The organism is Mangrovibacterium lignilyticum, assembly GCF_010882175.1.
Lineage (GTDB): Bacteria > Bacteroidota > Bacteroidia > Bacteroidales > Prolixibacteraceae > Mangrovibacterium > Mangrovibacterium lignilyticum.
The window spans coordinates 1,236,325-1,262,853 of record NZ_WKLH01000002.1 but is presented as its reverse complement, the minus strand read 5'-3'; the positions used below and the strand labels follow the sequence as shown (position 1 = coordinate 1,262,853).

The 26,529-nt window shown below is 45.8% G+C and carries 15 protein-coding genes; all 15 read left to right on the top strand.

Annotation, left to right across the window (positions count from 1 at the left end; all coding sequences use genetic code 11):
* Positions 1-122 precede the first annotated feature (122 nt).
* The 15 genes from GJV22_RS12175 (at position 123) to GJV22_RS12105 (ending at position 26,511) form a co-directional block, all read left to right on the top strand.
* The gene (locus GJV22_RS12175; RefSeq protein ID WP_238480326.1) at positions 123-1,982 is read left to right on the top strand and encodes a glycoside hydrolase family 97 protein; all 1,860 of its coding nucleotides are present in this window, start codon (positions 123-125) and stop codon (positions 1,980-1,982) included.
* A 58-nt stretch (positions 1,983-2,040) separates the two neighbouring features.
* Positions 2,041-4,617, top strand: a complete 2,577-nt coding sequence (xyl3A, locus tag GJV22_RS12170; RefSeq protein ID WP_238480325.1) for a xylan 1,4-beta-xylosidase — start codon at positions 2,041-2,043, stop codon at positions 4,615-4,617.
* A gap of 6 nt (positions 4,618-4,623) precedes the next feature.
* On the top strand, positions 4,624-6,189 hold the full coding sequence (locus tag GJV22_RS12165; protein WP_163713650.1) for a carboxylesterase/lipase family protein: 1,566 nt from the start codon (positions 4,624-4,626) through the stop codon (positions 6,187-6,189).
* A 46-nt stretch (positions 6,190-6,235) separates the two neighbouring features.
* A complete protein-coding gene (locus GJV22_RS12160; RefSeq protein ID WP_163713647.1) occupies positions 6,236-7,600 on the top strand; it encodes a glycoside hydrolase family 43 protein in 1,365 nt (454 codons plus the stop codon).
* Between the two features lie 45 nt (positions 7,601-7,645).
* Positions 7,646-9,079, top strand: a complete 1,434-nt coding sequence (locus tag GJV22_RS12155) for a glycoside hydrolase family 43 protein (protein WP_163713644.1) — start codon at positions 7,646-7,648, stop codon at positions 9,077-9,079.
* A gap of 106 nt (positions 9,080-9,185) precedes the next feature.
* Positions 9,186-11,663, top strand: coding sequence for a glycoside hydrolase family 31 protein (locus GJV22_RS12150; protein WP_163713641.1), 2,478 nt, complete (start codon positions 9,186-9,188; stop codon positions 11,661-11,663).
* Between the two features lie 25 nt (positions 11,664-11,688).
* Positions 11,689-12,252 carry a DUF3237 family protein gene (locus GJV22_RS12145; protein ID WP_205461851.1) on the top strand — a complete coding sequence of 188 codons (564 nt, stop codon included), beginning with the start codon at positions 11,689-11,691 and terminating at the stop codon, positions 12,250-12,252.
* Positions 12,253-12,269: 17 nt separating this feature from the next.
* Complete coding sequence (locus GJV22_RS12140) at positions 12,270-14,906, top strand: glycoside hydrolase family 31 protein (RefSeq protein ID WP_163713638.1); 2,637 nt, start codon at positions 12,270-12,272, stop codon at positions 14,904-14,906.
* Between the two features lie 27 nt (positions 14,907-14,933).
* A complete protein-coding gene (locus GJV22_RS12135) occupies positions 14,934-16,289 on the top strand; it encodes a glycoside hydrolase family 43 protein (RefSeq protein ID WP_163713635.1) in 1,356 nt (451 codons plus the stop codon).
* A 30-nt stretch (positions 16,290-16,319) separates the two neighbouring features.
* Positions 16,320-18,362, top strand: coding sequence for an NPCBM/NEW2 domain-containing protein (locus tag GJV22_RS12130; RefSeq protein ID WP_163713632.1), 2,043 nt, complete (start codon positions 16,320-16,322; stop codon positions 18,360-18,362).
* 37 nt (positions 18,363-18,399) lie between these two features.
* Positions 18,400-19,164, top strand: coding sequence for a carboxylesterase family protein (locus GJV22_RS12125; RefSeq protein WP_163713628.1), 765 nt, complete (start codon positions 18,400-18,402; stop codon positions 19,162-19,164).
* Between the two features lie 22 nt (positions 19,165-19,186).
* Positions 19,187-21,142, top strand: a complete 1,956-nt coding sequence (locus GJV22_RS12120; protein WP_163713624.1) for a glycoside hydrolase family 97 protein — start codon at positions 19,187-19,189, stop codon at positions 21,140-21,142.
* A 92-nt stretch (positions 21,143-21,234) separates the two neighbouring features.
* On the top strand, positions 21,235-21,822 hold the full coding sequence (locus GJV22_RS12115; RefSeq protein WP_163713621.1) for an RNA polymerase sigma-70 factor: 588 nt from the start codon (positions 21,235-21,237) through the stop codon (positions 21,820-21,822).
* Positions 21,823-21,886: 64 nt separating this feature from the next.
* Positions 21,887-22,891 (top strand): FecR family protein, encoded by a 1,005-nt coding sequence (locus tag GJV22_RS12110; RefSeq protein WP_107823787.1) that lies wholly within the window; start codon positions 21,887-21,889, stop codon positions 22,889-22,891.
* 230 nt (positions 22,892-23,121) lie between these two features.
* Positions 23,122-26,511: a TonB-dependent receptor gene (locus GJV22_RS12105; protein ID WP_163713618.1), complete on the top strand. Its 3,390-nt coding sequence runs from the start codon at positions 23,122-23,124 to the stop codon at positions 26,509-26,511.
* Positions 26,512-26,529 lie beyond the last annotated feature (18 nt).

The following is a 26,529-nucleotide window of genomic DNA, read 5'->3' as shown; positions in this document are numbered from 1 at the left end:
TAATTTGTGAGCAAGGCAAGTTTTTTGGGAGACTTATAGTGCGACGGAAACTTCGTAATACTCTGCTGTTTCTGCTTTTTTTTACGTGTACTTCCGGTTTCTTTTCGGTAGCGGCCCGACCGGTGAGAGTTTCTTCTCCGAACAACTGCATTCAGGTTGAGTTGCACGAGCAGGAAGAATTAGGGGGATGGATTCTCCGGGTTAATTACATGGACAGTGGTCGCACAGTCCTTGTCATTCCGAAGATTACGCTGGGGCTTTCGCGCAGCGATCAGGATTTTTCGAGTGAATTGAAATTTTTGAAAGTCGGAAAGCCAAGATTGGTAAACGAACAATATACCGCCATTCATGGCAAGCGTAGCCAGTGTAGCAATCAGGCCAATGAAGTGGTGGTGTCGTTCGAAAATCCTTCGAAAGCAAAAATGAACCTCATTCTCAGGGCATATAACGACGGAATAACTTTTCGCTACGAATTTCCTGAAAAGGAAGGAGCTTTTGTGGTGAAAGACGAATTCACGGCTTATTCCATTCCCGATAGTACTATGCGCTGGCTCACCAAATTCAACCCGGCCAACGAAGGGCTTTACAGTACCCAACCAGATGGCAATGAGCAGGAAGACTGGGGCTACCCCGCGCTTTTCAATACGCCCGACAAAGCTTGTTGGTACCTGATTCACGAAGCCGATTTGGACCGCACTTATTGCGGCACAAAACTCACCAATTACGGCGAAAAAAACAACTATAAACTTACTTTCCCAGACAAGTGGAACGCTCGCGAGAAAGGCGATACACAGCCAGCCATAACACTTCCATGGAAATCGCCCTGGCGCGTGATCATTATTGGAACACTTGCCGATATTGTTGAATCGACGCTGGTTGACGACGTTTCGACACCACCGACCATGGCGAACACCGATTGGATTCAACCCGGAAAGGCGTCCTGGAACTATTGGTCCGACAATCACGGAACCCGCAGTTACAAAACCGTTTGTGCCTTCGCCGATTTGGCAGCATCTATGGCGTGGCCTTATACCTTGCTCGACTGGGAGTGGGATGCTATGGCCGATGGCGGTAATCTCGACGATGCTTTAAAATACATCTATTCCATCGGCGTGAAACCTTTGATTTGGTACAACTCGGGTGGCGACCACACCTGGGTGAACGCTACGCCCAAAGACCGCATGCTCACCCATCAAAACCGAATGGAAGAGTTTGCCAAATTGAAAGAAATGGGAATCTATGGAGTGAAAGTTGACTTCTTCGAAAGCGAAAAACAGGACATGATTAACTATTACATCGACATTTTAGAAGATGCTGCCAAATTCGAAATCATGGTTTACTTCCACGGCTGCCTGGTGCCACGTGGCTGGGCGCGCACCTATCCGCACCTGATGACCTACGAAGGCGTACGTGGTGCCGAATGGTACAATAACGGTCCTGAGCTTACGACCACAGCGCCCGGGCACAACTCCATCCTGCCTTTTACCCGCAACGTGGTGGGCGCCATGGACTACACTCCTGTGACCTTCACCAACTCGCAGTACCCGCACATCACATCATACGGTCATGAGTTGGCCTTGAGCGTGTTGTTTGAGTCAGGCATACAGCATTTGGCCGATCGCCCCAAGGGGTATTACAATCTGCCTGATGCCGCTAAAAATTTCCTGCGTGAAGTTCCCAATGCCTGGGACGACACCAAATTTTTGGATGGGTTTCCGGGAAAAGACGTCATTTTGGCCCGCCGCAAAGGAGCCATTTGGTATGTGGGAGGCATCAATTCTGAAATACGCAGGGATGAAAACAAGCTGTTGAAATTCAATTTTCTACCCAAAGGGGAAAAATATCGGCTTACGTTGATTGCCGATGGAGAATACGATACAGAGTTTTCGACACGCTACTTGGTTGTCGACAACAATTCTGAAATAGTAGTGAAAATGCTCCGTAGGGGAGGATTTGCAGCTAGTTTAAAACCGATTAACTAACTTTTACTGAATGTTTATGAATATAGTTAAATATTGGAATTATAGAAGTGCTTTGCTTATGGCACTGTTTCTATGTTTTATGGGCACTTTGCGCGCCCAGCGATACCCCTATCAAAACCCTGAGCTGAGTTCCGAGGAGCGGGCAAAAGATTTAATATCGAGACTGACCATTGAAGAAAAGGCCACCCTGATGTGCGACCAATCGGACGCAATACCACGTTTGGGAATTAAAAAATTTAATTGGTGGAGCGAAGCACTTCACGGATATGCCAATAATAACAACGTAACCGTTTTCCCCGAGCCAATCGGCATGGCGGCCTCGTTTGACGATGCACTATTATACCAAATTTACAATGCCGTTTCAGATGAAGCCCGTGCCAAATACAACCAATGGATACAATCGGGCAACGAGAACAAGCGTTTTTTGAGCCTTTCGGTTTGGACGCCGAATGTGAATATTTTCCGTGATCCGCGCTGGGGACGCGGTCAGGAAACCTATGGCGAAGACCCCTACCTGACTTCCCGCATGGGTATTCAGGTGGTAAAAGGCTTGCAGGGACCCGAAGATGCCAAATACCGTAAGTTGCTGGCCTGCGCCAAACACTACGCCGTGCATTCGGGGCCGGAGTGGAGCCGCCACGAGCTGAACCTGAACAATGTTGACCCGCGCGAGTTGAACGAAACTTACCTCCCTGCTTTTAAAGCCTTGGTGCAGGATGCCGATGTACGGCAGGTGATGTGCGCCTACCAGCGCCTGGACGACGAGCCCTGCTGCGGTAACACGCGTTTGCTGCAGCGTATCCTTCGCGACGATTGGGGCTACAAATACATGGTGGTGTCCGATTGCGGCGCCATTACCGACTTTTTTACCAGTCACAAAGTTTCGTCCGATGCTGTCCATGCGGCTTCCAAGGCTGTTCTGGCTGGTACCGATGTGGAATGTGTCTGGCAAAACTACCCCTTCATGCAGCTTCCTGAAGCTGTTGAGCGTGGTTTGATAAAAGAAGAGGATATCGACAAAAGTGTGATGCGCTTACTTGTCGGCCGTTTCGATTTGGGCGACTTCGACCCTGATTCCATTGTTCCATGGGCACAAATTCCGGCATCGGTTTTAAATAATAAGGAACATCAGCAACTGGCACTCAATATGGCCCATGAAACTATGACACTTCTTCAAAATAAAAATAACGTATTACCCTTGTCCAAAAATGAAAAGCGGATTGCCATAATTGGGCCTAATGCCAACGATAAGCCAATGTTGTGGGGAAACTACAACGGAACGCCGGTCCGTACCATTTCCATCCTGGACGGCATCAAAACGAAAATTTCGGAAAAGAAAATCGTTTATGATAAAGGTTGCGATTTGGTCGAAGATAAAGTGACAGACAGTTATTTTGGACAGTTTTCATTTGATGGCAAAGCAGGGGTGAAAGCCTCCTTTTGGAACACCCCCGACTGGGAAGGCGATATTGTTGCCACACAGCAAATTACCGACCCGATAAAAATGACCACAGCCGGTCAGCACGAATTTGCATCGGGCGTTAAGCTTGAAGGTTTTTCTGCGCTTTACGAAACTGAATTTGTGCCTAAAGTGACCGAAGAAATTGTGTTTAAAGGCGGTGCCACAGGCTATTTCGAACTGGTGGTAAATGGGGACACGCTTGCTAAATACAACAACTGGAGAACACTTCCTGCGAGAATTCCTTGCCAGGTTGAAGCCGGAAAGAACTATAAAATTCAAATCCGCTACGCCCAGAAAAATGATTGGCAGGCGAATATTGAATTCGACTTTGGAAAGGAAGTAGACGTTGACTATACCAATCTAATCAGCAAACTGAAAGGTACAGATGTGGTGGTGTTTGTTGGCGGGCTTTCCGGTAAGCTCGAAGGCGAGGAAATGCCGGTCAATTACCCCGGCTTTAAAGGGGGCGACCGTACCAATATCGAGTTGCCGTCGGTTCAGCGTAACTGCTTAAAAGCACTGAAAGAAGCCGGTAAAACCGTCATTTTTGTGAATTGTTCGGGTTCGGCCATTGCTCTGTCTCCCGAAACCCAAAGCTGCGATGCTATTCTGCAAGCGTGGTATGGCGGCGAGTCGGGCGGACAAGCTGTTGCCGATGTGTTATTTGGCGACTATAATCCGGCCGGGAAACTGCCCGTCACCTTTTATAAGAACTCGGATAAGCTGGGCGATTTCGAAGATTATTCCATGAAAGGCCGCACCTACCGTTACACGACCGATTATTTGTTTCCTTTTGGTTTTGGACTGAGTTACACCGCATTTAAGATTGGTGATGCAACTTTGAGTAAAACAACTATCGGAACGGACAATTCAGTTCAACTAACGGTACCTGTTACCAATTCAGGCCAACGCGACGGGATTGAAATCGTGCAGGTTTACGTTCGGAAGGTGAATGACCTGGAAGGTCCTTTGAAAACCTTAAAAGGTTTTAAACGGGTTGAAGTAGGGAAAGGAAAAACCGTGAAAGCGGTGATTGACCTGCCTTCATCTTCCTTTGAATTTTACGACTGGAACAGCAGAGAGATGGCTGTTACCTCCGGCGAATACGAAATTCTGTACGGAACCAGTTCTGATGTAAATGATTTGAAAACCATGAAACTTACAATTCAATAAACAGACATGAAGAATATAGCTTTTTTCATAGTAGCAGCGATGATAGTTGTTTTCAGCGCTTGTTCAAATGCTCAACCCGGGCAGATAAAAGTTGAAGGTGGCTGGATACAGGGTACCGTTACCGATAGTATGACCATCTTCAAAGGAATCCCTTTTGCCGCCCCTCCGGTTGGGGAATTGCGCTGGAAAGCCCCTCAGCCGGTTCAACAATGGGAAGGGGTGAAGCAAACTATCGATTATGCACCAGCTCCTATGCAGGGTGGAAATCCTCAGTCGGGCAAAAGCGAAGACTGTCTGTACCTGAATGTTTGGACCCCCGCAAAATCGACGAAAGACAAAATCCCGGTTTTAGTTTGGATTTACGGTGGAGGCTTTAGTTTTGGCTCAACCTGCGATCCCATGTACGACGGTGCCAAACTGACTTCAAAAGGGGTGGTACTGGTTAGCATTGCCTACCGCGTTGGTCAGTTGGGTTTTCTTGCTCATCCGGATTTGACTGCTGAGAGTCCCGATCATGTATCCGGTAACTACGGTTTGCTTGATCAGATCGCAGGCTTGAAGTGGATTAAGCAGAATATTGCCCAATTTGGCGGCGACCCCGACAAAGTAACTATTTTCGGTGAATCAGCCGGTGGAATTTCTGTAAGCATGCTGTGCGCCTCGCCGCTGGCAAAAGGTTTGTTCCAAGGGGCAATTTCCGAAAGCGGCGGTTCATTTGGGCCAACCCGTCCGACCACGTACCCGGGAGAAAATATGAAAACCCTGGAACAGGCTGAAGCAGATGGTATTGAATATGCAAAGCAATTTGGTGCTTCGTCGATTGCGGAATTGCGTCAGATGGATGCCGAAAAATTTATCCCGGCGGGATGGACAATGCCCGGCGGATGGCCCATCGTTGACGGTTACGTCATCCCGGGAGACCAGCACATCATGTATCAGAACGGCAACTATAACGATATTCCGGTGCTTATTGGCTACAATTCCGACGAAGGGGCAAGCTTTTCAAGGGAAAAAACGCCGGAACAATATATCGAAGGCGTAAAAGCGCGTTACGGTCAGTTTGCTGATACATTGATCGCTGCCTATCCGGCGGGCGAGAATTCAGTACCCAAAACAGCGCGTGATTTAATGCGCGATGCCGCTTTTGGATGGCAAACCTGGGCGTGGGCACGCCTTCAATCCGAAACCGGGAAATCGAAGGTCTATTACTATTATTTTGACCAACACCCGGATTTTCAGGAAGGTTCGCCTATGTATGGATTCGGTTCTCCCCATGGGCAAGAAGTTGCCTATGTGTTCCAGCATCTGAACAACGCAGACCCGAATACTTCGGCTTCGGACAAGGAAATATCGGAAGCAATGGGAACTTACTGGACAAACTTTGCTAAATACGGAAACCCGAACGGTGAAGGGGTACCCGAATGGCCGGCTTTCAGCGATCAAAACCCGAAGGTAATGTACCTGGGCCCAACACCGCATATTGGGCCGGTTCCAAGTGAGCAGTCATTGAAAGTGCTTGATACCTATTTCGAATGGCGGCGTACCCCCGAAGGACAAGCCTGGGCCAAGTAATGTCGGGGATGAGACCTGAAACAAACTAATTCCAAACGATTCAACAATGCAGAAAACGAAAACAAAGCTAATACTGGTTATCTCTTTGTCGGTGATGATACGGGTTCTGGGATATGCCCAGAACCCAATCATTCAAACTTATCACACAGCCGACCCGGCGCCGATGGTTCACGACGGCACGGTTTATCTTTATACCACACACGACGAAGATTCGACGGTAAACAACTTTTTCACCATGAACGATTGGCGCTGCTATTCGTCAACAGACATGGTAAACTGGACGGATCATGGTGCAATTTTACATTACAAAGACTTTAGCTGGTCCAGGGGCGATGCCTGGGCCGGTCAATGTGTTTACCGTAACGGGAAGTATTATTTCTATGTCCCGGTAAATCAAAAGGGAGGTGGAAATGCGATTGGCGTGGCGGTATCGGACAGTCCAACCGGCCCGTTTAAAGATGCCATCGGAGAACCCTTGCTGATTGGTTACGGATATATTGACCCGACTGTGTTCATCGACGATGATGGACAAGCTTACTTGTACTGGGGAAACCCGAACCTTTGGTATGTAAAACTGAACGAGGACATGGTTTCTTACGACAAAGAAGTCGGCATTGTACAGGAACCTCTCAATGACGAAACCTTTGGTTATCGCTCAAAGAAAATTCAAAACCGCACTGCTGCATACGAAGAAGGCCCGTGGTTTTTCAAACGTAACAGCAAATATTACATGCTTTATCCGGCAGGAGGCGTGCCCGAGCATTTGGCCTATTCAACAAGCAACGGACCAACCGGTCCGTGGGTTTACGGCGATACCATCATGCACGTCATTCAAAATAAGGGCGCCTTTACCAATCACCCCGGATATATCGATTTTAAAGGAAAATCTTATCTGTTCTACCACAACGCCGGATTACCCGATGGTACCGGGTTCAGACGCTCGGTCTGTATTGAGCCTTTTGAGTTTAATGCCGATGGTTCCATCCCGTTGATTACACCAACCAAAGAAGGTGTAACGGAGAGCGCTTCAAACTTAAACCCTTACGAAAGGGTAGAGGCCGAAACCATTGGTTGGTCTGAAGGGCTGAAAACACTCAGTTCCGATGAGGTCGGGGTTTATGTGACTAAAATTGACAACGGCGACTACATCAAAGTGCGTAGTGTCGATTTTAAAGAGGGTGCAACGAAGTTTGAAGCAAGTGTTGCCGCAGCGACTCCGGGAGCAAAAATCGAAATCCGTATTGACGCGAAAGACGGTGAGCTGTTGGGAACATTGGATGTGAAAAATACCGGCGGCAAGCAAAATTGGGAAACACAGTCATGTTCAATCAAAAAAGCGAAAGGGGTGCATGATGTGTATTTCGTATTCAAAGGCAGCATCAACTTCGATTGGTGGAAAATGAAAAAATGAGCTAAAACAGCAAACTTAACCGAACTATAAAACACGAAAATGACGATGAAAAAACAAACAATAAATAAAATAGACTGCTTTTTTACAAAGTTGGTTGATTCTCCGAAATTGATTTTGACTTTTGGAATTGCCGCCTTTTTCGGCAGTAGTATCCAAGCTCAAAATCCGATTGTGCAGGCTCATTTTGCGCCCGACCCGGCGCCGATGGTTTACCATGATACCATGTACGTGTACACCGGGGACGACATTCCCGGCTTCGACTTTTATTACATGACCAAGTGGCGGGTGCTGTCATCAACTGATATGGTTAACTGGACGGATCACGGTGTTCCGATAACATTGGAGTCATTTGAGTGGGCGCGTGACCGGGCCTGGGCAGCTCAGTGTATCGAGCGCAACGGAAAGTTTTACTGGTACATCTGCGCCCAAACTGTTGAAAACAACATGGCTGTTGGCGTTGCGGTGTCTGATTCGCCAACCGGACCATTTAAAGATGCGCTTAGAAAGCCTTTGATTAGCAATGGTAGTTGGTCAAATATTGACCCGACGGTTTGGATTGACGACGACGGACAGGCTTACCTTTATTGGGGAAATGGCGGTTTGTTCTATGTCAAGCTAAATGAAGACATGGTTTCGTACTCGGGCGATATCGAATCTGTTCCAACTACAGTGGAAACGTTTGGAGGTAACAGGGAAAACCGCAAGTTGGGCATTGAAAATAAAGACATGTATGTTGAAGGGCCCTGGTTTTATAAGCGAAACAATAACTATTACATGATGTATGCCGGCATGGGTAAAGGGGGCGAGAGCCTTTCATATTCGATGAGCGAAAGCCCGGTTGGCCCCTGGAAATACCAGGGCAAGATTATGGAAAACCAGAAAACAAACAGTTTTACCAATCATGGAGGGATTATCGATTACAAGGGCAATTCCTATATCTTCTATCATACCGGGCTGCTTCCGGGAGGCGGAAGTTACGGAAGGGCAGCATGCGTGGAGCAATTTACTTACAATGCTGATGGTACCATTCCTTCGGTGAATATGTCATCGGAAGGCCCGCAGCCGGTGGGGGAGCTCAACCCTTATCAGCGTGTTGAAGCGGAAACCATGGCTTGGTCGGAGAAATGTGCTATTGCCCAGAATGACCAAGTTGGCGTTTATGTTTCGGATGCCCGCTTGAAGGGATACCTGAAAGTAAGAGAGGTTAATTTTGGGACTAAACAAGCCAAGTCTTTTTCTGCCTCATTGGCGACAGGGGTTGACGGAGGTATCCTGGAAGTCCGCCTCGATAGTGTAGCAGGCCCGCTTGTGGCATCCATCGACCTTCCCCGCACCGGAGGATGGGAGAAGTTTCAGCTTTTTAGGTCTGAACTCACTTCTCCGGTGACCGGGAAACATGATGTTTACCTGTGTTTTAACGGGCATAACATCACTGCCGGTCGTGAATTATTCAACTTCGATTGGTGGAAATTTGAGTAGAAATAGCTGCTTGTTGAAATAATTTAAGAAACAGGAAGGGGTGAGTGTTCCGCCCCAAAATGACTAAATTCGACGGTCACTGGAAAATAAATCAAATCCTATACTAATGAAATTAATCTGTTATTCGCTGGCTTTTGTGTTTATTCTGGGCGTAAGCTGCAAATCGCAGTCGTACGAAAAAACGGCCTCAGGGATAAAAATAACCATCGATTCCACGGTTGTGGAAGTCCAATTTTATACACCCGGAATTGTTCGGGTAATCAAATCGCTTCCGGGAGAAACCGTTGAAAAAAAGAGCCTTTCGGTGGTGAAAGAAGCCGAAGCTGTCCCGCTTAACGTAACTGAATCGGATAGCACGATATCGCTGCTTAGCAATGTGTTGACGGTGAAGGTCAATACCAAAACAGGTGAGGTGTCGTACTTGTCGGCAAACGGTGATGCCTTGCTGACAGAAAAGGCTGGAAGCACAGCTTTCACCCGGTTTAACGATGCCGGAAACGAGACTTATTCGGTTAAGCAATCCTTCACCCTCGACCCCAATGAAGCAATTTATGGGTTGGGAATCCTGCAAAACGGGAAAATGTCGCAACGCAACCAGAAAGTTCACATGGTTCAGAATAACACCTGGGACTTTTCAACTTTCTTCCAATCGGTAAAAGGCTACGGACTGTTCTGGGACAACTATTCACCTACCGATTTTACCGATAATGAAGCCGGTACCGAATTTGCTTCGGAAGTTGGCGATTGCATCGATTATTATTTCATGTATGGTAAAAATGCCGATGGCGTGGTTGCCGAAATGCGCGACCTGACCGGCAAAGTGCCTATGTTCCCGCTCTGGACCTATGGTTTCTGGCAAAGCCGCGAACGTTACAAAACACAGGACGAAACCGTGGGTGTGGTTGAAAAATACCGCGAGCTGGGTGTTCCATTGGATGGTATTATTCAGGACTGGCAATACTGGGGCGACAACTACCACTGGAACGGCATGTCGTTTCTGAACCCGGGCTTTCCGGAACCGCAAAAATTTGTTGACGAAGTTCATAATCTGAATGCACACCTGATTATTTCAATCTGGGCATCTTTTGGACCGGAAACACCACAATACAAAGAATTGAAAGAAAAGAACATGCTGATGGATTTTCAAACCTGGCCGCAATCCGGGAAAGATATCTGGCCGCCTGACATGAATTATCCTTCGGGCGTTCAGGTGTATGATGCTTTTAATCCGGAAGCACGGGACATTTACTGGGAATACCTAGACAAAGGGCTTTTCTCGTTAGGTATTGATGGTTGGTGGATGGACTCCACAGAACCTGACCACCTCGATTTCAAACCAAAGGATTTTGATAACAAAACCTATCTGGGGTCTTTCCGCAAAATGCGCAACGCCTTTCCGTTGGAAACCGTTGGAGGCGTATACGACCATCAGAGACAAGTATCTTCCGATAAGCGCGTATTCATTTTAACCCGTTCCGGTTTTGCCGGTCAACAACGCTATGGTTGTAATGTTTGGTCGGGCGACCTGGGTTCATCCTGGGACTCATTCCGCAACCAAATTCCTGCCGGTTTGAACTTCACCTTAATCGGAAATCCGAACTTCAATTCCGATATCGGCGGGTTCTTTGCCGGGGCTTACAACAAGTCGTGGAGCGATGGAACAGCAGCCAAAAATCCGCTGTTCCAGGAATTATATGTGCGCTGGTTGCAATACGGCGTATTTACCCCGATGATGCGTTCACACGGAACAGATATGAAACGTGAAATCTACTACTTTGGCAAACAAGGCGAGCCGGTTTACGATGCCATTGCGAATGCCATCAATTTGCGCTACTCTCTGCTGCCGTACATTTATACCACTTCGTGGGATGTTACCAGCAATAATTCCAGCTTTATGCGCGCCTTGGTGATGGATTTTCCGGCCGACCAAAAAGTGTGGGATATGAACAGCGAGTATATGTTTGGCCAGTCGTTGCTTGTAGCGCCGGTCATGAACGCGCAATACACCCCCGAAAAAGTAGTGAAAGTTGACGAAGCAAGCGGCTGGAACAAAGGGAACGCCAAAACGAAAGAAGGCTTCCCGGCGGTTGATTTCACCGAAGTAAAATCGTCGCCCGTTTATTTGCCGGAAGGTACGGCCTGGTATGATTTCTGGACCAACGAAAAGTTCGATGGCGGACAGGAAATTGCCAAAGAAACAACCATCAATACAACGCCCGTGTATGTTAAAGCCGGAGCTATTCTGCCTATCGGACCCAAAGTGCAATACGCTACTGAGAAAAAATGGGATAATCTGGAGATCCGTATTTACGAAGGTGCTGATGGCGAATTCACCCTGTACGAAGACGAAAACGATAATTACAACTACGAAAAAGGGGTGTATTCAACCATTACATTTAAATGGATCGACGCTAACAAAACTCTGACGATTGGCAAACGCAATGGCGAATTTCCTGGAATGTTGACCGAACGGACTTTCAACATAGTGCTTGCTTCGAAAGACAAAGCAAAAGGAAATGAAATTGTGAGCCAGCCGGATAAAGCGCTGACGTATTCGGGCGATGAGGTTGTGGTTAAACTATAAAGTATTACCAGAGAAAAAGAACCGTATGAACTTTGCATTTCAACGGAATAGTTTTGGAACAGCGGTAATCCTGTTATTGCTGTTCATTTCATGGAGTGGTTTTGCACAGAGTGCCAGCCCGGAAAATGGCGATAGTATTTACCTGGATTTCAAAACCGAACTGATGTGGGAAGCAAAGGTAAAAATCGGCACTATGTTGACTGTTGGGGAGAGCAAACGGGGTACGCGGCGTATGATTCCGATTACCGGTGGCACGTTTAGCGGGCCAAAAATAAAGGGCGAAGTGTTGCCTTATGGCGAAGACTGGCAACTAGTGCGCCCTGACGGCGATACCGAACTCAATGCACGTTACCTGCTGAAAACCGATGACGGCATTCTTATTCGGGTTGCAAACAAGGCGCTAATGCACACTCCGGCAAAAGGTGAAGAAGGCGGCTTTTATGTGAAATCGGTGATTGACCTCGAAGCTCCTTCTGCAAGTTCATATGACTATTTGAATCATGCCCTATTTATAGGAACACTGGATATTCCAAAGCTGGAATCCAATGAAGAGCCCTATGTGGTGATTAGTGTATATAAACTAATGTAATACAAGAGGAATTGTAAATGAATAAGAACAGAATAGCATTTGTGAGCATTTCTCTGCTCATCTTCAGTCTTTTTCTGGTGAGCAGTCGGGAAGCAGCAGGTGCAAGAGGATTTCATAAAGGGAAAGATGGCGTTACGTTTCAGGTGTCGAACGGCACGCTGGCCATTTATCCGGTTGCAGATAACGCGGTTAGGGTGACTTTTACCAAAGATACACTGGCCGTCTTGCCCGAACTGATTTTTGTTCGCGAACAGCCTGTTCCTGCTTTTAAGGTGGAAGAGAGCGCTTCAACCTTAAAGGTGATTCTGAAAAACATGCAGGTAATTGTTGAAAAAAGCAACGGAAAATTATCCTATGCCGATTTGTCGGGAAGCGTGTTCCTCAACGAGGTGGGCGGCCAGCGGAAGCTTGATGCCTCTAGTATTGCGGGGCAAGCCTGTTATGTAGCGGAGCAAAGTTTTGAGTCACCCGACGATGAGTCAATTTTTGGTCTGGGCCAGTTTCAGGATGGCAATTTTAATTTGAAGGGCATCACCCGGAGCCTGACACAGGTGAATACGCAGATTGCCTTGCCGTTCATCTACTCCAGCAAAGGCTATGGCTTACTTTGGCACGAATACGGTTTAACGGACTTCAACCCAACAGAAAATTTTGTTGAATTGACCAAACAACAAAAAGCGGGAGAAGAAAACCAGCTGGTCGAGGTGACCACAACTTCTGGTACGCAAAAAGTTTCGCAAAACCAATCGTTTTATACCGGAACATTTCGGGTAGAAAAGGACGGGGAGTATTCTGTTTTTCTCGACTTAGGCAATATGGGCAACCGCCATTTTGTGACCATTGACGGAAAGCCCTGTTTGGATGAAAGTAATATGTGGTTGCCGCCAACTGCCGGAACATTGGTTGAGCTGTCTGCAGGTGAACACCAGGTGCAATTGATTTGCAAAGCCGATAATCAACCAAAACTGTCATGGAAACTGGTGGATAATACCACCACATTCCGGTCGCCGGTTACCAAAAAGCTCGACTACGTGGTGTTTTACGGCCCGTCGGCAGACAAGGTGATTTCCACTTATCGGAATTTATCAGGCAGTGCCCCCATGTTACCTAAATGGGCCTATGGTTTCTGGCAATGCCGCGAGCGATATTCGTCATCTAACCAGTTAATTGAAACGGTACAGGAGTTCCGAAACCGAAAACTTCCGATGGATGTTATCGTTCAGGATTGGCAGTATTGGGGTAAAAATGGCTGGGGCGTGCCGCAGTTCGACGAATCGAATTACCCAAACCCTTCTGGTTTCATAAAGCAGTTGCATGATTTAAATGCTCATTTCAATATTTCTATTTGGTCGAACCCCGACCAGAATTCGGAAATAGGGAAGGCTTACGTGGCTGAAAAACGCTTTATCCCGAATACCAAATGGCTGGACTATTTCAACCCGGAAACCCGAAAAGCCTATTGGAATACCTTAAAAAATAACATGTTCGACAACGGTGTGGATTCGTGGTGGATGGATGCCGTTGAACCGGAAAACGATGCGTTGAAAGGCGAAACAACCTATGCCGGATTGGGCGATTTTTACCGCTTGACTTACCCGTTAATGGTGAGCAAGGCCGTTTACGAAGGGCAGCGCGAAGCTACTTCCGACAAACGGGTCTGCATTCTCACCCGTTCGGCATTCCTGGGGCAGCAACGTTACGGTGTCATCAACTGGTCGGGCGATATTGGCGGCAATTGGGACAGCTACCGTCGGCAGATTGTAGCTGGGCTGAACTACACCATTACCGGCTTTCCGTACTGGACAACCGATATTGGTGGTTTCTTCCGCCCGGGCCCATCGCAATATTCCGATGAAAAATACCACGAGTTACTCATCCGCTGGTTCCAGTGGGGAGCGTTCAACCCCGTCTTTCGCATTCACGGTTACATGAGCGAAACCGAACCGTGGAAGTACGGACAAGTGGTGGAGGACGACATGCGTAAAATGTTGAATCTGCGCTATCAAATGCTACCCTATATTTATTCTGAGGCTTGGCAAGTAACCGAAAACGGTTCCACATTAATGCGCCCGCTGGTCATGGATTTTCGAGACGATTCGGTAGCTATTGCCCAAACCTTTGAGTACTTATTTGGAAAATCGATTCTCGTAGCCCCGGTTACAGAGCCGATGACTCGCGAAAAGACGGTTTACCTGCCTAAAGCGTCTGGCTGGTACGATTTCTGGACAGGCGAAAAGCTGAAGGGCGGACAAACGGTGATAAAAGAAACCCCACTGGACATTATTCCGCTCTATGTAAAAGCTGGTTCAATATTACCAATAGGGTCCAAAGTGCAATACGCTAGCGAACAAAACGGCGACAACCTGGAAGTCCGCATCTATGAAGGTGCTAACGGCGAATTTACGTTATATGAAGATGAAAACGATGGTTATGATTACGAAAAAGGTGTGTATTCTGCGATTACTTTTAGGTGGAATGATACCGACAAAACCTTGACAATCGAAGATAGGAAAGGCTCATACCCGGGAATGCTGGCTGAACAAACGTTCAATATTGTAAAAGTCTCGGAAAACAAAGGTGCAGGGGATGTAGCTGTCGAAAAGTATGATAAAACCATTACTTATAATGGTGAGAAGACAATTGTAAAACTCTAGCATCAAAGATCGAAACAAAAACCAAGAATGAAAAATCCATTAAAGATAGTTACAATGTTGGGTGGGATGGTAGTGAGTTCTGTCAGTTTTGCCCAAAACCCGGTAATTCAGACCGTATTTACGGCCGATCCGGCCCCCATGGTCTATAACGACACGGTTTATCTTTACACCTCGCACGACGAAGATTCTACGCCCGAAGGCATGGGCGGATTTAGAATGAAAGACTGGCGTTGCTACACCTCAACCGACATGGTAAACTGGACGGATCACGGGGTAATTGCCACACTGAAAGACTTCACTTGGGGACGACAGGACAATGGAGCCTGGGCGCCGCAATGTATTGAACGGAACGGAAAATTCTACCTGTATTGCCCGGTGCAGGGAAGCGGAATCGGTGTATTGGTGGCCGACAGTCCTTATGGCCCGTTTAAGGATCCGCTGGGAAAACGCTTAATTGAATCTGATCATATTTGGCAGGATATTGACCCCAGTGTTTTTATCGACGATGACGGACAGGCCTACCTGTACTGGGGAAACCCACAGGTGTGGTATGTAAAACTCAACGAGGACATGATTTCTTATTCCGGTAAGGTTGAAACCAGTCCTGAGTTTGTCAAGGTAGAAGGGGAGAAAGACCCGTATCATTATCAGGAGGGCCCTTGGATTTACAAACGGGATGGGCATTATTACCTGGCTTATGCTTCAACTTGTTGCCCCGAAGGGATTGGTTACTCCATGAGCGATAGTCCCACCGGCCCATGGGAATTCAAAGGTTACATTATGCGCCCTAATGAAAAGTCTTCGGGAAACCATCCGGGTATTATCGAATATAAAGGGAAGTCTTATGTCTTTGGCTTCAATTACGAACTGAACTTTCTGCTCACCGATAAACACCACGAACGGCGTTCAATCTGTGTGGATGAGTTCACATATAACCCCGACGGAACTATCCCGGAACTGCCTTGGTGGCAGAAAAAAGGGATTGAACCGGTTGGTACCCTCAACCCTTTTAAACGGACAGAAGCCGAAACCATTAACTGGACAGAGGGCGTGAAAACAATCAACGACACTATTTTAGGCGGTGTTTATGTAACTGAAATTAATAATGGGGATTACATTCGGGTACGCAATGTCGATTTTGGAAAAAGGGCCAAAAAGTTTGAAGCTGGTGTTGCAGCTTTGGCCGGCGGCAGCATTGAAATCCGTGTTGACGAAAAAGACGGAGAACTGTTGGGAACACTCGATGTAAAGGGTGACGAAAGCGGTTGGATAACCCAATCCATCAAGGTGAAACAAACAGAAGGGGCGCACGATGTTTACTTCGTATTTAAAGGCGACGAAGGCGACCTGCTCAACTTCGACTGGTGGAAGTTTGTAAACTAGGGAATTAAAATAAAAAACAACAAAATACACATGGGAAATAACTATAAGATGTATAAAGCGATAGCGTTATTTTTTACTTGTTACATAATCACAATCAGCTCGGTACTGGCTCAAACTGTATGGCTCGACGAGCTGGATTTGAGCTCTGCGACCCAAGGATACGGGGTTCCCGCTTCGAATAAAACAGTTGATGGGAAGGTTTTTACGATTGCCGGTAAAACTTATGACCGGGGTTTCGGGACACACGCCGAAAGTTCGTTGACCATTTTATTGGAAGGAAAAGCCATTGAGTTTACCGCAAAAGTTGGTATGGATGATGAAGTCGCCGGACATCAACCTGCCTCTGAATTTGTGGTTTACGGCGATGGTAAGAAACTATGGTCGAGTGGGGTAATGCGTTTGGGCGATGAAGCCAGGGCCTGTTCTGTTCCACTTATCGGCGTAAAGAAGGTGGAACTGGTGGTAACCGACGGCGGAAATGGCAATTACTACGACCACGCCGATTGGGCAGATGCCAAGTTTAAAACAGATGGCGTAAGCACCTTTAAAACATATAATCCTGTGTCAAGCGAGCCGTATATTTTGACGCCTCCTGCCCCGGCCGAACCAAGAATCAATGGAGCCCGAGTGTTTGGTGTCCGTCCGAACTCGCCTTTTGAGTTTCGTGTGCCGGCAACCGGCGACCGCCCGATGATTTTTTCAGCAACCGGATTACCTGCCGGACTGGAAATTGATCCGAAAAGCGGCGTTATTACCGGTAAGTTGTGTGAGCCCGGAACTTTTGAAGTTACACTCGGCGCAGAGAATGCCAAGGGCAAGGATGTGAAAAAACTGCGGATTGAGTGTGGCAATAAGATTGCACTGACCCCGCCAATGGGCTGGAATAGCTGGAACTGTTTTGCCGGCGAAGTTTCGGCTGAAAAAATAGAACGTGCGGCCGACGCGATGGTCAAAAGCGGACTGGTCAATCATGGCTGGACTTATATCAATATCGACGACTTCTGGCAAAATAACCGCGACTCCAAAGACCCGTCATTGCGGGGCGATTTACGCGACAAAGACGGGAATATTGTACCAAATGCCCGGTTTGGCGACATGAAAGCGCTAGCCGATTATGTACACAGATTAGGCTTGAAAATCGGGCTTTATTCCAGTCCAGGCCCTTGGTCGTGTGGTGGTTGTGCCGGTAGCTACGGCTACGAACAACAGGATGCCGAGATCTACGCCAAATGGGGCTTCGACTATCTGAAGTACGATTGGTGCAGTTACGGAGGCGTAATTGACGGTATGCCGGATAATGATCCGTATAAAGTGTCTTCTTTATCCTATCAAGGGGGAGAGGATTTGGAAACCGCTAAAAAACCATTCGAAATTATGGGTGATTACCTGGCTGAGCAGCCGCGTGATATTGTTTACAGCTTGTGCCAGTACGGGATGTCCGATGTCTGGAAGTGGGGCGGTTCTGTTCAGGGCAACTGCTGGCGAACAACCAATGATATTACAGACACCTGGTCGAGTATGAGCGGTATAGCTTTGTCGCAGGATAAAGCTGCACCGTATGCGAAACCGGGCAACTGGAACGATCCGGATATGCTGGTGATTGGCACTGTGGGCTGGGGAAATCCGCATCCAAGTATGCTGAAACCTGACGAGCAATACATGCACATGAGTTTGTGGAGCCTTTTTTCAGCGCCACTGCTTATTGGCTGCGATATGGAAAAACTGGACGATTTCACCCTTAACCTGCTAGCTAACGATGAAGTAATTGCCGTAAATCAGGACCCGTTGGGTAAACAAGCGACCTGCCTTCAAACAATCGGTGATTTACGTATTTATGTGAAAGACCTGGAGGATGGAAGTTATGCCGTAGGCTTCTGCAACTTTGGACTCGATATCGTGGATATTTCGTACAAAGATTTTGAAAAACTCGGAATCTCAGGTCGCCAAACGGTGCGCGATTTATGGCGGCAAAAGGACATTGCCGGCATTGACACCCAAAGCGATTCGCTTACACTCAAAGTTCCGGTACACGGGGTGCTTCTTTATAAATTTACCCCTGTGAATGAAATGTAAATTCTATTCTCAGCATAAAATATATAAATCAGTTATAATGAAAGTATTGATTAGAGTATTTGTTTTATTCCTTTTGTTGAGCATCGGGGTGGGTACCGTTTGGGCGAGCGACGGCGTAAAAAAAGCTAGTCCTGACAAAAAAATTGAAGTTTGGGTCTCTGTTACTCCGGAAGGAAGGCTTTCATATAACGCTAAGTCAAACGGCATCCAAGTATTGGAGACGTCACCCTTAGGTATTGTTGTTGATGGCCTTGACTTGGGGGATGGTGCAAAAATCGTTTCCAAACCTGTTCGTACAAAAATCGATGAAGCTTATCCGGCAGGAGAAAGCTCAGTGCCGAAAACTGCGCACGATCTGATGCGGGATGCTGCTTTCGGTTGGCAGACATGGAGCTTGGCGCGTCTTCAATCAGAAACCGGAAGGTCGAAGGTTTTTTATTACTATTTCGATCAGCATCCCGATTACCCTGAAGATTCGCCGATGTTTGGTCACGGTTCTCCTAACGGGCAGGATGTGGTTTACGTTTGCCAGCATCTCGATGCTTCGAACCCGCAAACTTCTGAGTCTTATTTGGAAATCTCGGAGGCCATGGGGACCTACTGGACAAACTTTGCCAAATACGGAGATCCTAACGGTGAAGGAGTCCCCGAGTGGCCGTCTTTCAGTGCCGAAGACCCGCAGGTTATGTACCTCGGGCCGAAGCCACATGTGGGGCCGGTTCCAAGTTCGGAGTCATTACAAGTTCTGGATAGTTATTTCAGCTGGCGCAGAACTACGGAAGGTGCCGATTGGGCTGAATAATTCATGATAAAATACGATCAAAATGAAAACGAAAAATCTTCGCTTAATACTCTTTTTTACAGTTTTTCTGACGATTGGTGTCAAAGCCGAAAAACAGGAAGTTAAGAGCCCTGATGGTAATTTGGTTGTGCATGTCTTCTGTGACGATGGTACGCCTGCTTATAGCGTTTTACTAAACGGACAAAGTTTTTTAGAATCGTCTCCGCTCGGAATGAAAACCAACGTAGGCGATTTTTCAACCCAAATGACTTTGCTTGATGATGTCAAGCGTAGTGAAATTAGCGGAGCCTATGAACTACACAATATCAAAACAAGCACTGTTAATTTCAGAACTAATGAGGCTGTTTTCTCATTTCACAAAGACGGTAACATCGCTTTTGATGTTACATTCCGGGTCAGCAACAATGACATTGCATTTAAATACCGGATTTATCCGCAGAAAGATAGACTAGCATGCGTTGTTAATGAAGAAGCAACAGGTTTTGCATTTCCCGAAGGGACCACAACTTTTCTTTGCCCGCAAGCCGCACCAATGGGAGGGTATGCACGCACATCGCCCAGTTACGAAACATCCTATACTGTTGATGATGCAATGGGTAAAAACGGCTGGGGAAATGGCTACACCTTTCCCTGTTTGTTTAAAGTGAATGAAAAAGGTTGGGTATTAATTTCAGAAACAGGTGTTGACAGTCGCTATTGTGCAAGCCGTTTGATTGGACATGAAGGCGGATTGTATAGCATTGGCTTTCCGCAACAAGGCGAGAACAACGGCAACGGAACAGCGGAGCCAGGTATTATGCTTCCGGGTGAAACGCCTTGGCGGACAATTACCCTTGGCGAAACCTTGGCTCCGATTGTTGAAACAACGATCCCTTTCGATGTTGTGCATCTGAAATATATGGCATCTCAACAATATCAATACACAAAAGGTGTGTGGAGCTGGATTATCAAAATGGATAATAACACGACCTTCCCTGTGCAAAAAGAATACATCGACTTTAGTGCAGCCATGGGGTGGAATACAATCTTGATTGATGCACTTTGGGATACACAGATAGGCCGCAACAAAGTAGCTGAACTGGCTCGATACGGTGACAGCAAGGGGGTCGGTTTGTATCTCTGGTACAACTCCAACGGATACTGGAATGATGCTCCACAGGGACCGAGAGGACTAATGAATAGAACTAACGTCCGTCGCCAGGAAATGGCCTGGATGAAAAGTATAGGCATTAAGGGGATTAAGGTCGACTTCTTTGGCGGCGATAAGCAGGAAACTATGAAACTGTATGAAGATATTTTGACTGACGCGAACGACTTTGGGATCATGGTTATTTTCCACGGTTGCACATTGCCCCGTGGATGGGAGCGGATGTACCCGAACTATGCGTCGAGCGAAGCAGTGTTGGCTAGTGAGAACCTTCACTTCGGTCAGGGAAGCTGCGACCACGAAGCGTTCAATGCCTGTATTCATCCGTTTATTCGTAATACTGTTGGTAGTATGGATTTTGGTGGAAGCGCCCTTAATGAGTTTTACAATGCTGACAATACGCCAAATAAAGGAAGTCACCGGGTAACGTCTGATGTGTATGCGCTGGCAACGGCTGTGTTATTTCAGAGTGCGGTGCAACATTTTGCATTGGCGCCAAACAATTTGACTGATGCTCCGGCCTGGGCGATCGATTTTATGAAACAAGTTCCTACGACCTGGGATGAAGTGAAGTATATTGACGGTTATCCCGGTAAATATGTGGTGCTGGCGCGTCGGCATGGTAACAAATGGTACATTGCGGGCGTTAACGCTCAGGCAGAAACACTGAGACTAAAGGTAAAGCTTCCGATGCTGGAGCCAGAAGAGGCGTTGACTTTATACGCTGATGATATGAACCTGCAAGGTGATGTTTCTGTCGTCAAATTGAATAAAAATAAGGAAGTAGAATTAAGAATTCCTTGTAATGGCGGGACGATCATTGTAAACTGACTTAATCTAACCGATGAGGGAATCCAGCGTCATTGGGGAGAACTTATTACTGTAACTAGTTCTTGTACGTATGTTTGAAAAAAAGAAGTGAAATGTTAGAGCGTGAATCTGATCTGTTGGATGGTCTTAAAAATAATGATGAAAATGCTTATAAAATCATTTTCAAAAGGTATTATTCACGTCTTTATTATTTTATTTTCGAATTTATTCCGTACGATGATCTTGTTGAAAATGTGATTCAGGATACATTTTTAACCTTATGGAATAAACGTTATGACTTGGATGATGACACCAATTTCTCAGCCTACTTGTTTACAGTTGCCCGAAATAATTGTTTGTATCGTTTACGTAGCGAAAAGTACAGGAAAAAATTATTTGTAGAAGGTTCGGCAGATAGCATGGAACTGGAATTGAATGCCAGTATTTTATCTACAGTTGACACCTCTGTCTATGCTTTTCGGGAGATTGAACGAATTATTGAAGAAACCTTAGACCAGCTGCCGGCACAATGCAAAAATGTATTTCTGCTTCGGATTAATGCTAAAAAGAACAAGGAAATTGCCGATGAGCTGAATATATCGGTAAAAGTAGTCGAAAAGCATGTCACAAAAGGGCTTAAGGTTTTTCGAAAGGCATTGAAAGATTATTTGCCGCTTATCGGTTATTTATTTACGTTGTAAAAAAAATAGAGAGAGAGGGGGGGGGAGGAGCGGCTTTCGTGCATTCTAATGTTAAACGAAATGCATGAATAAGCTTGAGGACCTGATTGATTTAATTACCACGAATCTGGATTCGCCCGAAAAAGAGAAGCTGATCGCGGAAATTGAAAGAGAGCCGGATAAAAAGAAATTATATTCCCGATTAAAAACGACTTGGGCGTTAATTGCCTCTGAGCGGCAGATGTCGGACGCTAAGGTTGAAACCTCCTATAAACAGGTAAGAGTTCAGTTGTCAAGAAACAGAGCACCCCGACTGATAAGTTTAGTCCGTTTAAAGTATGCAGCTTCAATTGCTTTACTCATCGGGTTATCTGTTGTCATGTTCTATTGGGGACGATATAGTAAGTCCTGGGATGAAACGTTAGTCGTGAATTCAGTTATTGCTCCGAAAGGAGAAATCTCGAAAGTTATACTCCCGGATAGTACCGTTGTGTGGTTGAACTCGGGTACAACGTTGAAATACGACAATCATTTTGCTCTCGATAACAGGCGTTTGACAATCTATGGTCAAGCCTACCTTGCCGTGAAACGCAATGAAGACTTGCCTCTTGTAGTATCAACCGGACAGATAGATGTAAAGGTATTGGGAACCAAATTTGATGTCTGCGCATATCCGGAAGAAGATGACATTCAGGTTGTTCTTGAGTCGGGGAAGGTTGAGCTGTTGAGAAGCGAAGACCGGAGCGTACTTGACATGCTTAAGCCCGGTCAAATGGCCAAATACGATATCTTGAACCATAGACTTGCAATTGAAGACGTTCAGCCTAATACATATATGTCGTGGAAGGAAGGAGAACTTCTCTTTAAGGATGCTCCAATGTCCAATGTTATTAAAAGATTGGAACGTAGGTTCGACGTAGCCTTTGTTGTTAAAGATCCGGGGGTTTACCGATCTGTACTAACCGGTAATTTCAGGACTGAAGGCTTAAAGGAAATTATGGAGTACATCCGGTTTTCTTGCCAAATTAATTATTCAATACAGAAAGACTCTGTTTCAAACACTTCTACAATTATTCTTCAGTCGAAATAGTCGTAAATCAAACTCAAAATAAAATAACAGCTTATGACCTAACAAACAGAAAATAAAAAAGGAGATGCGTCAACATCTCCTTTCCATTGTGTCGCTGCCGGTAGTCGTCCAAAACAGCCGGTAACTAAACTTGAATTATAAATCCAAATCATGACAAATTTATGAAAAAAACGAATTGTCGAATGATTTCTTTAGCGTGTTCGCTTTGGAAATCAAAACTATTCAGAATTATGAGAATCATGTGTTTCTTGTTAATTGTGGGGATGGTTTCCGCTTTTGCGGAAAAAGCCCATTCTCAAGCTGTGCGGTTTAGTTTAAACTTGCGAAATGTCACGACCAAAACGGTACTTCAACAAATTGAAGAGCAGTCGCAATATTATTTTATTTACGATGCCTCGGTGGTTGATGTAGAACGAAAGACAAATATCTCTGCTGAAGATCAGTCGATTGTTGCTGTGTTGGATCAGCTGTTTAGTCAGACCGACGTGATTTATAAAATCAATGATCGGACTATTGCTCTGTCTTCCACTTCGATCCCGCAAAACGCTTCTCAAACAATTGGCGTGTCCGGGAAAGTTACAGGGGATGACGGTGTACCGCTGCCAGGGGTAACTGTTGTAGTAAAAGGTAGTACTAATGGTACAATTACAGATGCGGAAGGAAATTATAATATTCCGCAAGTAGACGGTAATGGTATACTTCATTTTTCCTTTGTTGGAATGAAACCTCAGGATGTAAGTGTTCAGGGACGCACTGTTATCAACGTTGTAATGGCAGAAGAAGCAATCGGCTTGGATGAAGTTGTTGCAATTGGATACGGAACACAAAGTCGGCAGAATCTAACCGGCTCTATTGCAAAAGTGTCTAACGAAATACTCGAAAAAAAGCAGGTAAGTACCATTGAATCAGCTTTGCAGGGAGAGGTTGCTGGTGTGTCTGTTGTGAATAACGGAGGTCCTGGAGTTTCTCCGACAGTTCGTATAAGGGGAATTGGCTCTGTTAACTTTAATGCCGATCCGCTATATGTTGTTGATGGCTTACCCGTAGGTAATTTGAACAACTTTGATATTAAAGATATGGAGTCTGTCACAGTTCTGAAGGATGCGGCGTCTGCTGCAATTTACGGCTCAAGAGCTGCGAATGGAGTCATTATTATCACGACCAAACAAGGAGCTCGTAACAATAAAATGACTGTTTCAGTGGATGCTTCTACTGGGATTCAGAAAGCCTGGAATATGCTGGACCTTTTAAATCGGGATGAATATCTTCAATTTGGAACAGAACTCTTAACTAATGCCGGCGATGCAGCTCCTCCTCGTTTCTCCCAGATGAATGAACCGATATATGAAGGGACTACACAAACATTTGCCCAAACAGAAACCGACTGGCAGGATGAAATGTTTCGCACAGCTCCGATCTCTCAACTAAATGTCAATATATCAGGTGGTAATGATAAAATTCGTTTGTATACGTCATACGGAAGATTTTCGCAGAAAGGGATTATGCTTGGTACTGACTATAACCGACACAGCTTCAGAGTTAATACAGAAAGCAAGGTTAGTGACCGCATAACTGTGGGAGAGAATGTGAAGGCAACTTACAGTGAAAGAAGCAATCAAAGAACCGATGGTGGGCGTACAATAGTAAAGCATATGGTCAATCAGGTGCCTTATATCCCCGCATATGATCCAACGAAAACAGGCGGCTTTGGCGGACCTGAAACTGTTGACGGAAGTGATGCAGCTAATCCTTTGCGAATTGCGACTTTTGAATCGGATAAAACAGATGTTGTGAATTTGCTGGGTAACGTGTTTGCGGAGGTAAGACTGACAGACTGGTTGAAATTTCGTTCCAGTGTTGGTATGGAATATACTTCAGACCGAAATGTCATCAAATTACCAATTTACAACGAGGGATATAATCAGCGGGTTGATAATGAGTTAACAGATAACCGCTTCACCTACTTCTCGCCGATTTTTACGAATCAGCTAACCTTCAATCACGCTTTTGGTAATCATTTGATCAATGCAGTTCTTGTTTCTGAACAGCAGAAAACCAAGAGAACTGTTCTTAACGGCTACGGCAAACAGGCGACGAACGATCTTACTGAGTTAACCGGTTCTACTGCCCAAACAGTAGATGGTTACAAAGAGGAAACAGCATTGATTTCTTACGCCGGCCGATTGAACTATTCGTTTGCCAACAAGTATTTATTTAATTTTTCAATCCGTCGTGACGGGTCGTCAGTATTTGCTCCTGGCAAGAAATGGGGTTATTTTCCGGGAGTCTCTGTTGGTTGGGTTATAAGTGAAGAAGGTTTTATGGACAACGTAAATGTCATTTCTAACCTTAAACTAAAAGCGAGTTACGGAACCTTAGGTTTTAACGCAGTGGGAGCCTATCCATGGCAGTCTTCCATTTCTTCCAATACAACCGCAGTATTCAACAACAACTACGAGAATAATCCTGGTGCCTATTTCGATAAATTGCCCAACAAGGACTTGGAATGGGAGATCACCAAAATGACAAACTTTGGTTTTGATCTGGAACTGCTCGAGGGATCGGTATCTTTTTCTGCTGAGTATTTTGAGCGTAAAACAGACAACCTGATCGTAAATAACCCGTTGCCGACTTCAATGGGGTATGCCGTTAATCCTGCGACAAACATTGGTTCTATGAAAAACTGGGGATATGAATTCAATGCAGGATATCATAAAAGCTTCGGAGAACTCAATTTATCAGTAGACGGAAATATCAGCTTTGTTGATAATAAAGTTTTGAAACTGAGTACTGGACAACCTAATATCGATATGGGAGGTGTAACTTCAGACTATGGTGGTTATACGATTACCAGGACGCAAGAAGGTTACCCGATACAAGGTTTTTACGGTTGGGTGGTTGATGATATTTTCCAATCTCAACCTGAAATCGACGCGTTAAATGCAGATTCCGGCGGATTTTATCAGTCTGAGAGCACAGCTCCGGGGGATATCAAGTTTAAAGATATTAACGGACGCGATGCCAACGGAGAGCTCACCGGGAAACCTGATGGTAAAATTACAGATGATGACCGAACGTATATCGGGAGTTACTTGCCTGATTTTTCATACGGTGTCAATATTTTAGCTTCTTACAAAGGATTTGATATTTCAGTTGCGTTGCAGGGAGTACAAGGCAATGAAATTTACAACGGAACAAAAGTATTGACGCAAGGCATGATGCGCCTATTCAACATGGATAAAGCGGTGCTAAATGCTTGGACTCCTGAAAATACCAATACGGATATACCGAGAGCCGTTAATGGTGACCCTAACCACAATGCTCGAACTTCGGATCGTTTCGTGGAAGACGGATCTTATTTGCGAGTGAAGAATCTGACGCTTGGTTACACATTCTCTCCGAACATGATGTCCTCGATATCGAAAGGGGCAGTTTCGTCACTTCGTCTCTACTTCACAGCTCAGAATCTACTCACTTTTACAAAGTACAATGGTTACGACCCTGAGATTGGAGCATCGTCAACTTATTCTGGAACGAATGCAACCTTGCTTCAAGGTGTAGATTTTGGATTTTATCCGCAGCCAAGAACATTCATATTTGGAATTAACGTGTCATTTTAATGTCGGTTAAACCCTTAA

Coding starts and splice junctions, on each gene's coding strand:
- xyl3A (WP_238480325.1), top strand. CDS start 2,041: ATGGCACTGTTTCTATGTTTTATGGGCACTTTGCGCGCCCAGCGATAC.
- GJV22_RS12165 (WP_163713650.1), top strand. CDS start 4,624: ATGAAGAATATAGCTTTTTTCATAGTAGCAGCGATGATAGTTGTTTTC.
- GJV22_RS12160 (WP_163713647.1), top strand. CDS start 6,236: ATGCAGAAAACGAAAACAAAGCTAATACTGGTTATCTCTTTGTCGGTG.
- GJV22_RS12155 (WP_163713644.1), top strand. CDS start 7,646: ATGAAAAAACAAACAATAAATAAAATAGACTGCTTTTTTACAAAGTTG.
- GJV22_RS12150 (WP_163713641.1), top strand. CDS start 9,186: ATGAAATTAATCTGTTATTCGCTGGCTTTTGTGTTTATTCTGGGCGTA.
- GJV22_RS12145 (WP_205461851.1), top strand. CDS start 11,689: ATGAACTTTGCATTTCAACGGAATAGTTTTGGAACAGCGGTAATCCTG.
- GJV22_RS12140 (WP_163713638.1), top strand. CDS start 12,270: ATGAATAAGAACAGAATAGCATTTGTGAGCATTTCTCTGCTCATCTTC.
- GJV22_RS12135 (WP_163713635.1), top strand. CDS start 14,934: ATGAAAAATCCATTAAAGATAGTTACAATGTTGGGTGGGATGGTAGTG.
- GJV22_RS12130 (WP_163713632.1), top strand. CDS start 16,320: ATGGGAAATAACTATAAGATGTATAAAGCGATAGCGTTATTTTTTACT.
- GJV22_RS12125 (WP_163713628.1), top strand. CDS start 18,400: ATGAAAGTATTGATTAGAGTATTTGTTTTATTCCTTTTGTTGAGCATC.
- GJV22_RS12120 (WP_163713624.1), top strand. CDS start 19,187: ATGAAAACGAAAAATCTTCGCTTAATACTCTTTTTTACAGTTTTTCTG.
- GJV22_RS12115 (WP_163713621.1), top strand. CDS start 21,235: ATGTTAGAGCGTGAATCTGATCTGTTGGATGGTCTTAAAAATAATGAT.
- GJV22_RS12110 (WP_107823787.1), top strand. CDS start 21,887: ATGAATAAGCTTGAGGACCTGATTGATTTAATTACCACGAATCTGGAT.
- GJV22_RS12105 (WP_163713618.1), top strand. CDS start 23,122: ATGAGAATCATGTGTTTCTTGTTAATTGTGGGGATGGTTTCCGCTTTT.